The sequence below is a fragment of the Chryseobacterium sp. JV274 genome, from assembly GCF_903969135.1.
Taxonomy (GTDB): domain Bacteria; phylum Bacteroidota; class Bacteroidia; order Flavobacteriales; family Weeksellaceae; genus Chryseobacterium.
This window is the reverse complement of record NZ_LR824569.1, coordinates 832,631-844,350: the sequence shown is the minus strand read 5'-3', so window position 1 is coordinate 844,350 and position 11,720 is coordinate 832,631. Positions and strand designations below refer to the sequence as shown.

Below are 11,720 nucleotides of genomic sequence, written 5' to 3'. Positions count from 1 at the left end.
GGTCATGAACTGTATGGGAACTTTTTGCATTCAGAACCAAATAACAATTTAATGAAAAAAACATTTGCTGTTCTCACACTCTCTGTACAAATGGTTGCTGCGCAGAATATTGCTCAGAAACTGGATAAAGTAACTAAGGATCTCATGGATTCTTCAGGAACGGTTTCTTCCAGTTTATCATTTTATGTTTCAGATGAAAATGGCAACTTTATATACGAATATCAGGGAAGTAAGGGACTTTCTACTGCTTCTACACAGAAAATTTTTACCGCTGGTGCAGCACTGGAAACCCTGGGCAAAAATTATACTTTTACAACCACTTCAAGCTATTCCGGAAACATTGCCGGAGGAACACTGAACGGAAATCTTTTCATCAGTTCCAATGGTGATCCTACATTAGGAAGCTGGAGATATGATGCCTATAAACCTGAGAATTTTAAAAAGAAGCTGATTGAGGCAATTAAAAACTCAGGAATTACAAAAATATCAGGAGATCTTGTGATTGATGATTCTTATTTTGATCATCAGACGATTCCCGGTGGCTGGCCTTGGGATGATCTTGGAAATTATTACGGAGCTGGTGTGTGGGGAATCAACTGGAAAGAAAACCAGTTTGATATTAATATTAACGGAACAGATTTTAAAAACTTTTCTTATCCTTTGGAAGGAGTGAAATGGCTGAATGATCTGAAAGCCGGAGGAAGTTCTGATCAGAGTCTTATCTTTACCGCACCTCATTCCGAGGTAGCGTTGATTAACGGAATGCTTCCGGCAGGAAAAACGGTTACGGTTTCCGGCTCTACGCCTAATCCGCCCTTACAGCTCGCAGCAGAAGTGAAACAATGGCTGAAAGAATCGGGAATTGAGATTTCAGGAAAAGCAATAACGAATTCACAGCTTGAAATAGAAGGGAAACAGGCATTGGAAACTCCTAAAAATAATATTCTTTTGACTTACCAATCTCCGACGCTGGATAAAATTGTGTATTGGTTTCTAAGGAAAAGTATCAATCTGTATGGAGAAACATTGATTAAAACCTTAGGAAAAGAGAAAAAAGGAAATTCAAGTTTTAAAAGCGGGGTTTCTTATCTGAAAGAATTCTGGAAATCAAAAGGAATTAATCCTAATATGATCAATTTTGCTGACGGAAGCGGACTTTCACCACAGAATTATGTAGCGGCAAAAGCAGAAGTGCAGGCTCTTTTATATGCTAAAAAGCAATCATGGTTTGAAGCGTACTATGATGGTTTCCCAATTCAGGAGAATGGAATGAAGATGAAAAGCGGTACGATGAGAGATACCAAATCTTTTGCAGGATATCACACCGCGAAAGATGGCAAAAAATATGTGTTTTCGATTATTATCAACAACTACCAGGGAAGTGGAAATGCAGAACTGCAGAAAATTCTGAATGTTTTAAAATAAAATAACTTTGAGAAAATCCATACTTACCAGACTGAATAACTGGATCATTTTTGTTGTCATGACTACTTTGGTAATCGCTATTGTAGTGGCTTCGACATCGCTCATTAATTTTCTCAGAAAAGAGGAGATCAAAAGGATCAGCCTTCTTTCCAAAGCGATAAGAATACAGCAGGAAGTAAAGACTCCGGATACGGATGTTCTGGATCTGCTGCCGGATATCCTTAATATCAACAATACCATTCCGTTCATTGTAACAGATAAATATAAAAACCCTATTCTTGATCTCGGATATTACAGAAATATCCCTGAAGCTACTATAAAGAACCCTGAAAAACTTCAGGACCTGATCCGGAATATGGAGAAAAATTATGATCCTATTGAGATTAAGGTGCCGGATGGGAACAATCAGTTTGTCTACTATGACAACTCGCGTATGCTTAATAACCTTCGGTATTCGCCTTATATTTTAGGATTGTTTATTCTGCTGTATTTCGGTTTTTCATTCTGGTTTTTCAGGACGATCAAAAAAACGGATGAAGGTTATCTCTGGGCAGGTTTGGCTAAAGAAACGGCGCATCAGATCGGAACACCTTTATCTTCCATGATTGGGTGGATGGAAATTATGAAGCTTGATAATCCTGAATCGGAAGGAGTACACGAGATAGAAAAAGATATTGAAAGACTTAGAACGATCTCAGAACGATTCTCAAAAATAGGTTCTATTCCTGAGCTGAATGACAGGAATTTCAATGAAACAATTCAGGAGAATTATGATTATTTGAAAACCAGAATTTCCAAAAAAATCAATTTTACATTGAATCTTCCGACCTATACCGTGTTGGTTCCGCACAATAAAATTCTGATGAGCTGGGTGATTGAAAATCTGGTAAAAAATGCTGTGGATGCCATGAAAGGGGAAGGTGCTATTACGATGTCAATTTTTGAAAGAAATAAAAATATTCTGGTCGAAGTAAAAGACAATGGAAGCGGAATGACAAAACAGCAGGCAAGAAATGCTTTCAATCCCGGATATTCTACTAAAAAAAGAGGTTGGGGATTAGGATTGTCATTGGCAAGAAGAGTCATTCATGAATATCACAACGGAGATATTAAGATTTCTCAAACTGAAGTAGGAAAGGGAAGTACTTTTAGGATTACAATTAAGAAAGAATAAAGGTTGTTACAGAAAATAATCTTAAAAATATAAACCAATAAGGGTTGAATAAAAAAATACAAGATCTTATTTATTCAGATTTAAAAATAAAAAGCGGGGAAAATTTCCCCGCTTTTCTTATTATTTTTTACCAGTGAGCCACTGTGTTTGTAATTTCAGTTCTTCCGGAGTTGGATTCGCCTTGAAGGTAGGAGTTTCCATTGTCATCTTATCCAGAATAGCCTTTCCTTTCAACGTCATTTTCTCTTTCTTACCGGCATTATCTCTTAGAATCGTTACTGTAACGTCCTGCCCGTCTTTGATGGTTCTGGTATAGCCAATAAAGTCCTGTACTTTTTTGATGTCTACCGTTTTTCCATCTAAAGCAAGTACCTGGTCTGTAATTTTAAATCCGATACTTTTTGCAAAAGGAGACAAAGCAGAGTTTTCATCAAAAGCAAAAGCATTGTTCTTTTCATCAAAACCTGTCTGGTTCGGGTCTTTGATAAACCAGAAAAGAGGATGGCTTTCCTGCTTTTGAATGTCTATACCTACCATTTTCAGATATTCTGCATAAGGAGTGGGCTGGTTTCCTGCAATATATTTATTGTAGAAATCTTTTACCTGAGGATATCCGGTTACCGTTACCAGCTCGTCAATCAGTTTATCATCTTTGAAAGGTTTGTTTTCTCCAAATCTTTGAGACAGTTTTCTGATCATATCACGATATCCCATCTGTCCGTTGGAAAGTTTTCTAAGCTCAATATCTAGACACATTGCAAGAAGAGCTCCTTTTTCATAAACATTTCTGTACTGATCCTTGTAAGGTTCAACCAATACATTTTTACTCATTACCGTAAACGGCATCGTATCATCGTAACTCTTGGAGTTGGCAATCTTCTCACCAATTCTTTGAAGGAACTGATCTTTATTGATAAGACCCTCCTGAATCTGAAACAGGTTGGCAAAATATTCTGTTCCACCTTCGTACATCCATAAGTGCTGAGACATCTTCGGATCTGCATAATCGAAATAGTGAATCTCTTCAGAATGCGTCTTCAGAGGATTTACTGTATGGAAAAACTCGTGAGAAACCACATCTGTAATGGTATTGTCGATAGCATCTTTCGGCATTCCTTCAGGAAGAACCACACTTGTAGATTCATGGTGTTCCAGTGCTCCGAAACCTTTTACTTTAGGTCCGTCACCTCCGGAAAGATAAAGCATGATTGCATACTTTTTATTGGTATTCATATCACCCAGGAATTTTTTCTGAGCAACCACCATTTTTTCCAGATTCTCTTTGAAATCAGCAGCTTTGTATTTTCCTGTTGGAGAATATACTCCCAGCACCAGATCCATTCCTCCTGCATTGAAGGTAATATAATCCGGTTTTGTATACATAAGTGGAGAATCTGTTACCTTAGCATAGTTCGCAAGGGTATAGGTATCTGTAGCATCAGATTTGTCCTGGTCTACCAATGCTGTTGTTCCGTAGAAATCTGTTGGTTTCTGAACGATCAGCTGATAAGGAACATCCTGCATATTATCAATATATCCTATAAATCCGTGGGTATTGATCATATATACTTTACCTGCCTCAATATCTGTTCCTGACGGAGAAAATACCGCTTTATGCTTTGATGCATCTAATTCATCATCAAAACTGTCATTCACAAGATAAGAAATTTTGGAAAGACCCTGCGCATTTTTCAATGAATAGGTATTATCATTTACTTTAGTGAAAGTAAGTTCTTTTCCTTTATTATCGTAAAATTTGATCCCTTCGATGAATCTTCCGTAATCGTCTACAGAATAAGTACCCGGAACCGTTTTAGGGAAATGAAATTTAACATCTCCTGATTTCATTTTCGGAAACTCCATGGTAACGGCTACTTTATCATCTTTTACATTGACTAGATCAATGGTTGTTTTTATAGACTGAGCATTTGCTAAAAAAGAAGCAAAAATACCGAGACTAAGTACTGTTTTTCTCATTAGGTTTACATTAATAGTTAAATAGTTGTTCTTTTTATCATTTTGTTACGGAAGAAGTATTAAACTTTTCTTAAAATTTCAATGTAAAAGCGAAAAGGCAAATCTGCTGGTCTGCAAATCTGCCTTTTTCTTTTATTTATTATTGTAATAATTGATATAATAGTTGGGGTTTAATTCAACCGGATCATTCTTTTTAAGCTTTACGGTCTGCCATTCTTCCGTAGGATTTATAGTCTGATCACCGTTGATGATTATAGGTAATTTCAGGTTTTTTACCACATCTGTATAACGGAACTTTAGAGTATCACCATTTTGAGTGTACTCAAAAGTTGGTATTTTTATCGTTCTCAGGTACTGATCAAAAACAGTTGAGAAATCAATGCCGGATTTTGATGAAATATAATTTTCAATCTGCTGGGTGGTAACAGTCTGATGATAAAAATCTTTATTCAGTCCTCTCAGAATCTGTCTGAACTTTTCATCATTGTTAATTACCTGTCTTATCGTATGAATCATGTTGGCTCCTTTTGGATACATATCTCCGCTGCCTTCATTTCTTACGCCGTACTGACCAATAATAGGAACATCATTATCTATCAATTTCCTTATCCCCTGAACATAGATTTCAGAAGATTTTTTGTCCATATATTTTTCCGTGAAAAGAGTCTCGGAATAATTGGTGAAACTTTCATGGATCCACATATCAGCCTGGTCTTTTGCTGTAATATTATTGGCGAACCATTCATGGCCGCTTTCATGAATAATAATGAAATCCCATTTTAATCCAACTCCTGTCCCTGAAAGATCTCTTCCAAGATAGCCGTTCTGATATTTGTTTCCATAGGCTACATTACTCTGATGTTCCATACCAAGATGAGGAGATTCTACAAGTTTGTATGAATCTTCATAAAACGGATACGGACCAAACCAGTATTCAAACGCTGAGAGCATAGGTTTTACCTGTTGAAATTGTTTTTTTGCCTTGTCTAGATTATAGTCAAGGACCCAATAATCCAGGTCCAGTTTTCCTTTTTCACCCTCAAATACATCTTTAAAATTTACATATTTTCCTATACTCGGGATAATGGAGTAGGCGTTGATAGGGTTTTTAACTTCCCAGGTATAAGTAGTTTTACTGCCGGTTGTTTTTTTATCAGTTAGTCTGCCGTTACCTACACCTACCAGATCATTAGGAGTTACAATTTTCATAATGACTCCGTTATCAGGTTCATCGCTCCAGATATCTTTGGTAGGAAGCCATATGGAAGCTCCTATTCCCTCATCAGCAGCAGTCATCCATGGATTTCCTTTTTCATCCTTAGTAAAAACCCAGCCTCCGTCCCATGGCGCGTTTTTAGCAATGGTAGGTTTTCCGGAATAGATAACATTGATAGTATATTTTTCGCCTTTTTTGAATTTTTTATTCGCTGTAACCAAAATGAAATCCCCGTCCTGCTTGTAATTTTCAATAGGGAAATTTCCTTCCACTTTATCAGCTTTCATAGGCTGTTGAAGATCAATCTGGAAAACAGGGTTGGTAATATCTTTTATAATCTCAAAGCTGATTATATTATTTCCTTTAATACTTCTCTGCTCAAAATCCGGTTCTACGGAAAGATCATATTTTTTGACATCCCAAAAATTTCTGAACTCAGTATTGGAGCCTTTTAAAGTATCCTGTTTGGTGAAAACCTTACCCTTTTCAAAGAACTGCCCGAAAACCAGTCCTGATGCAAATAAGAGTGTATATGACAACTTTTTCATTTAAACTTTTATTAATAATCTTTTCAAAAGTATAAAATTAAATTAATAGCACATACCGGAAATACAATAAAATGTAGATTTTGAAAAAGCATAAAAAAAGCCCGGTCAATGCCGGGCAGTAAAAAATTGTTAGGTTTTATTTTTTGATGAATTTCAGGTTTGTAGTGGTACCCTTATCTTCAATTGAAATAATATAAGCTCCAGTACTTAATTTTGAAACCTGGATTTTATTATCATTAATATGGCCGCTCATTACTTTTTGACCTGCCATATTAGTAATGATAAACTGAGCTTTAGATGAAATCTGAGTTACATTTAATACATCACTTGCCGGGTTAGGGTAGATCTGAATTGAACTCTTATCTTTTACTGTCTCATTGGTAGAAAGCTGCTGCTGGATAAGTACCGGATAATCCTCTACTTCACCATATTGCTGGTTGCTGCATCCGCTGTTTGGCTGGCTTTCATATCCCAATACAACTCTCATGATCACATTTCCTCCGGTATAAGCATCTGCAGGTACTGAGAATGTTCCTGAAACAGGAGTTGCTATACTAGGTGCGCTGGTGTAGATTATTTCAGATGAAGAGAATACTCCGTCTTTGTTGAAGTCTATCCACGCTGTTACCCCGTCATTATATTGTGAACCTGTCCATGCTTTGGTAATACTTACATTGTTACCTGAAGATCCGGACATCAGGGTGATTAGTTTTGTAGGATCCGTAGTGTAGTCTGTATACGGTGTATTATTACTGCTATTTGAAACAGGAGGCATTCCCGAAGGAGTTACCGTCACATTGGAAATATATTCATCAGCTGCATTTGTTCCGGTTATGGAACATTTAGCAAATGAAGTCGTTGTGAAATTCGTTGATGCAGAATAAGAGCCAACAGAAGATCCGCAAACATTGGCTATCTGTACTTCATATTGAGTTGCTTCTGTAAGACCTGAAATGTTATAAGAGTTTGTTGAAACAGGAACAGTAGTCCATGTTGCCGTTCCTACTTTTCTGTACATTACAGAATAAGTTGCTCCTACTAAGGCTGTCCAGTTTACGGATGCTGAGGTTCTTGTAATGCCTGTTACCGTAATCCCCACCGGAGCAGATGTTGCACAGGCACTTGCAGATGCAGAAACTGTGGCATTCCCAACCGCGTAGAATACATTATCAATGGCGCTTACTCTTATCTTTACGCTGGCACCTGTTGCCAAAGAAGAGAACGAAAACGGCTCAGCTCCATCATTAGGTGTGGAAGGAGTAATAACCGTCCATGTAGTTCCATTGTCTGTAGTATAGTCTAATTTAACATTCTGTACATTATACGGTGCATTATTAGTGTTCACTACATCCCAGGCAACAGCTCCAGGTGTATTATTGTAAACCGTAGTTGAAGTTACTTTAAATGGACCTTCATTGCCTATATCCACTTTCATCAGGCTGCTTTGGGTCTGTTGTTGTGCAGCATCCGGATTATTATCTCTCACCGTTACCTTGAAATTCATAGTTCTTGGTATGTTGGATACTGTTTCCCAATCTACAGCACTGGTAAGAGTGCCATTAAGAACATTTGCCAATTTAGGGAAATAACGGGTAGGGGAGTTTGTAGGCATTAGAGATCTGAAGTTCGCACCATTATTTCTGGTTGCACTTACTGGTCCAAAAGTAGAAGTAGCCAGATCATATTGTTCCCATGTGTAAGTCATTGGATCATTTTGTGTATCTGCAGCAGAAGCTGTCAGTACAAAAGCAGTTCCTTTAGGGATCATTTTATTAGCCAATGGCTGTATAGAAGGAGGTGTATTGGCTACTGCTGTAATAATACCACAATCCTGAGCATTCACATATGCTCCTACTTCTTCAATATTTTTGGTATGAAAATAAGCATCAGAATGCATCTGAACATTATAGTTGGTAATACCGGCGTATCCCATAATAGTAGATCCCGATCCCGGCTCCATGTGGGCACCGTGCAAAGCAATAGACATTGTGTGTGCTGCACCGAACTGGTGACCGATTTCATGAGCTACAAAATCTATATCATAATTATCTCCGAAAGGCTGATCCGGAGTAGATGGTGACGTGATTCCTGCACCTTTAGAAGTAGCATCATTGTTGCTGGCAGGATTTCTGCAGACATTTCCTACATCTCCGGCACTTCCACCACCACCTCTGTGGCCAAAAAAATGTCCTATATCATAGGCATTATTACCTACACCAGCAGTATTGGAAAGAGTTTGCTGAAGTTGTAGATTCCATGCGCCGGGAGCACTGTAGCTGCCATTTGGATTTACTATTACATTAGAGTAAGGATCCGTCGCAGGATCTGCGAATATAAGCTGTGGAAGATCCTGTACAATCATATGGATTCCAAAATCTTTTTCAAAAACACCATTTACACGGTTCATTGTAGCATTAATACGGGCTGCGGCTGCAGGCACACCTCCGGCAAGCTGAGTGTATTCACCATTTACGGAGATTGCGATTCTATAGGTTCTGTATTTTTGTTCATTACTTTTATTAACATTACCGAGCCCGTTTAAGACATTTTTTGTTTTAAGAAGCTTATTCATTTCTTTCTTTGCCTTCTCAGGCTCAGAAGTTTTACACTCAAAAGGATCTTCCTGGGATTTATTAGATTTAAAAAAGACTCCAAATACATCCCTTTCTTTGTTGATGGGCTCTATAAATTCGTATTTCCCAGTATTAGAGTCGAATGTCATAGATTGGAAATCGTTTGGTGCAGTACTGAACCGGATTTGTTTATGTGGATTATCCAGTCCGATACCGGAATATGCTCCCAATTCGTATCTGTCTGCCATAGACTTTTCTACTACAGGCGAGCTGTACACTGAAAATTTTTCAATTCTTCCGTCTGCTGTTGGAATAGAAACAATAACCGGGCTTCCTCCTTTTCCTGCTTCAGGAGTATTCTTCAGTTGCTCTCTCAATGCAGAAAGATCAAACTTATAGGCATATTCTACCTTAACTTCTTTTCTTACCGGTGTGATTTTTTCCGAGACCGGTTCCCAGCGTTGTGCCTTTAAACCGCTTAGACTTAAAGCTAGTGCACACACAAAAATAATTTTCCTTTTCATATTTTTTATTGGTTGTAATTGATTTTTTTAAAGATAGTGTATTTTATTAAAAAATATATTAGCAATACGGTGTTAATTGTTCCCAACTTTATATTATTAATTAAATTTTATCATTGTTTTAAATTAAATTAAGAATAAATACAATTAAGGTTAATTTTTTTATATAAAATAAGCGCTACCATTCGGGTGAATAGTAGCGCTTAGAATTTTATTAGTAAAAAAATACTGGTTATTTCTGTACTGCCGGAAGATTTCCGTTGCTTTTCTGTACCTTCTTATACGTGAATGTACACATCATAATACTGAATTCATACAAAATAAGCAGTGGGAATGCAGCCATCAGCATACTTAAAACGTCTGCCGGAGTAATGATTGCAGCAACTACCATAATCAAAACAATAGCGTGACGACGATATGTTTTCATAAATGTTGGAGTCAGAATTCCGATGCTGGTAAGGAAATAGATCAGAATCGGGAAAAGAAAAATAACACCCATCCCTAAAACTACCTGTAAAAATAAGGTGGTATAATCACTTAAATCATAAAGCGGAACGATAATGTCTGAAATTTTAAAAATAACCCCAAAATTAACCGCAAACGGAAGGATTAGAAAATAACCACATAATACTCCGGTCATGAAAAGAATCCATACCGCATTAATAATATAAATAGAATTTTTTCTCTCTCTCGGATGTAAAGCAGGACCAATAAAACGCCATAATTCCCATACAATATAAGGAAATGCTGCTACCATTCCTCCAAAAATAGAAACAGCCATCATTACATTGAACTGCTGATACAATCTCTGTACACGAACGGGAAACTCTTTTGGAAGATGAATACTGTCTTCTCCTAAAATCATTCTTGAAAAATGATTAACAACTCTGAAGGTTGGGAAATCATTTCTGGTGGGCCCAAAAAAGATATGGTCCATAATCCAGTTGATATTAAAGCCAACCACAAAAGCCGCAATTATGATAGCAATAATCGAACGGATCAGATGCCCTCTTAATTCTCCTATATGCCCAAGAAAGGACATGTCTTTACCATCACTCACAGAATTCAATTTTTAAAGCGCAAATTTATAAAAAAAATGACAGAAGTAAGCGTCTGCAGATTATTAGTTAAATTTTACTCTTGATCTGCAAATCATCTTTCATGTATTAATCTCTAAACTTTGGATTATATTTTCTAATTAATCCCCTCGTCCAGCAGTTTATGCAGATCTATAATCCCGAAATACTTTCCGTTTTCCGTTACAATAAGCTGGCCGATATTATTTTCTTTCAGCGTTTTCATAGCTTCTTTGGCCAACGCATCTTTCTCAATAGTTCTTGGATGAGAAGACATAATATCTTTAGCCGATACCTTACTGATATCTTCTTCTTTCATCAGCATCCTTCTCAAATCTCCGTCTGTGATCACACCAATGATTTGATCCGATTGAGTTACCACTGTAATTCCGTGGCTTGATGCACTGATTGAGATAATGACATCTCTTATTGATGAATCTTCAGTAACCTGAGGTTTTTGAGAAGAAAGAAACTGTTCTACTTTAGAAGTCAGGTTTTTTCCTAAGCTTCCTCCAGGATGGAATTTGGCGAAATCATTAGCTTTGAAATCATTCAGCTCCATTAAAGCAACAGCCAAAGCATCTCCCAAAGCCATCTGAATTGTAGTAGAGCTGGTAGGTGCCAGTTTATTCGGACAGGCTTCAACGTCAACGTGAGTATCTAAAATAACTTCAGAAAACTCAGCCAGTTTACTCTTTTTATTTCCCGTCATCCCGATCAAAGCGGAAGAATAGTCTTTTAAATAAGGAACCAGGTTGGCGATTTCAGGAGAATTTCCGGAATTTGAGATGCACAAAACAACATCTTGTTTCTGAATTACTCCCAGATCTCCATGGATAGCTTCTGAAGCATGCAAGAACTGTGAAGGTGTTCCCGTTGAGTTTAAGGTCGCTACAATTTTATTTCCTACATGGGCCGATTTTCCAATTCCTACCACAATAAGCTTTCCTTTTGCCAGGTTGATGATCTCTACTGCCTGCGCAAATTGGTCATCTATTCTGTTTTTTAATTTTTCGAGTTCAGAAATCTCTATTTCTAAAGTGGTTTTTGCAATTGATATAATGTTGGTTCTATCCATTTTATGATGATAAGGTATACAAAAAAGTTCTTTAAAAACGTTATATTTTAAAAAGAATATTTAATATAAGTTTTATTTTTTATAAATTCGTTCGCTTTTATTTTAAGCGAAATTTTTATAACTTTGGGTGTG

General features: G+C 37.0%; 7 protein-coding genes. 2 read left to right on the top strand and 5 right to left on the bottom strand.

Annotated elements, in window-relative coordinates:
* The first annotated feature begins 51 nt into the window (after positions 1–51).
* Positions 52–1,425 (top strand): D-alanyl-D-alanine carboxypeptidase/D-alanyl-D-alanine-endopeptidase, encoded by a 1,374-nt coding sequence (gene dacB, locus CHRYMOREF3P_RS03930; RefSeq protein ID WP_180563903.1) that lies wholly within the window; start codon positions 52–54, stop codon positions 1,423–1,425.
* Between the two features lie 7 nt (positions 1,426–1,432).
* Positions 1,433–2,599, top strand: a complete 1,167-nt coding sequence (locus CHRYMOREF3P_RS03925; RefSeq protein ID WP_077416800.1) for a sensor histidine kinase — start codon at positions 1,433–1,435, stop codon at positions 2,597–2,599.
* Between the two features lie 120 nt (positions 2,600–2,719).
* On the opposite strand, the gene CHRYMOREF3P_RS03920 is transcribed toward CHRYMOREF3P_RS03925, so the two are convergent.
* The 5 genes from CHRYMOREF3P_RS03920 to CHRYMOREF3P_RS03900 form a co-directional block, all read right to left on the bottom strand.
* A complete protein-coding gene (locus CHRYMOREF3P_RS03920; protein ID WP_180563902.1) occupies positions 2,720–4,576 on the bottom strand; it encodes a PDZ domain-containing protein in 1,857 nt (618 codons plus the stop codon).
* 132 nt (positions 4,577–4,708) lie between these two features.
* Positions 4,709–6,340 carry a M1 family metallopeptidase gene (locus tag CHRYMOREF3P_RS03915; RefSeq protein WP_077416804.1) on the bottom strand — a complete coding sequence of 544 codons (1,632 nt, stop codon included), beginning with the start codon at positions 6,338–6,340 and terminating at the stop codon, positions 4,709–4,711.
* A 136-nt stretch (positions 6,341–6,476) separates the two neighbouring features.
* The gene (locus CHRYMOREF3P_RS03910) at positions 6,477–9,437 is read right to left on the bottom strand and encodes a reprolysin-like metallopeptidase (protein ID WP_180563901.1); all 2,961 of its coding nucleotides are present in this window, start codon (positions 9,435–9,437) and stop codon (positions 6,477–6,479) included.
* Between the two features lie 229 nt (positions 9,438–9,666).
* Positions 9,667–10,494: a twin-arginine translocase subunit TatC gene (tatC, locus tag CHRYMOREF3P_RS03905; protein ID WP_180563900.1), complete on the bottom strand. Its 828-nt coding sequence runs from the start codon at positions 10,492–10,494 to the stop codon at positions 9,667–9,669.
* Between the two features lie 134 nt (positions 10,495–10,628).
* Positions 10,629–11,588 carry an SIS domain-containing protein gene (locus CHRYMOREF3P_RS03900; protein ID WP_077416810.1) on the bottom strand — a complete coding sequence of 320 codons (960 nt, stop codon included), beginning with the start codon at positions 11,586–11,588 and terminating at the stop codon, positions 10,629–10,631.
* Positions 11,589–11,720: the final 132 nt, after the last annotated feature.